1 protein-coding gene is annotated in these 281 nt (G+C 65.1%); it reads right to left on the bottom strand.

The window, feature by feature from the left end; genetic code table 11:
• Nucleotides 1-262: cob(I)yrinic acid a,c-diamide adenosyltransferase (locus tag MTCD1_RS18955; protein ID WP_200818657.1), on the bottom strand; the 262-nt coding region annotated here is incomplete at its 3' end.
• Between the last annotated feature and the right edge of the window lie 19 nt (nucleotides 263-281).

The following is a 281-nucleotide window of genomic DNA, read 5'->3' as shown; positions in this document are numbered from 1 at the left end:
TCTTCCAGCTGAAGCCGTCCCCCAGGCCTTCGATGGGCAGGCCGATCTGCTCGAACATGCGGTGCTCGCCAAAGCGGGCGCCGGGCACCTTCATGAACTGGAAGACCTTCACGGCTTTGCCCCGGCCATGCGCGCGCAGCGCCAGGCCGAAGGCCGCCGTGCTCTTGCCCTTACCGTCGCCGGTGTTGACGATGACCAGGCCCCGGCGCTCGCCTTCGGCCTTGTCGTAGCGTTTCTCGGTGGGGGGAGTTTCAATCTGCATGCAGTGCCTCAAGAAGAAG

It is taken from the genome of Colwellia marinimaniae (assembly GCF_002207865.1).
In the GTDB taxonomy this organism is placed as follows: Bacteria; Pseudomonadota; Gammaproteobacteria; order Enterobacterales; family Alteromonadaceae; genus Colwellia; species Colwellia marinimaniae.
Note: the sequence above shows the minus strand (reverse complement) of the source record. Positions and strands in the feature narration are given on the sequence as shown.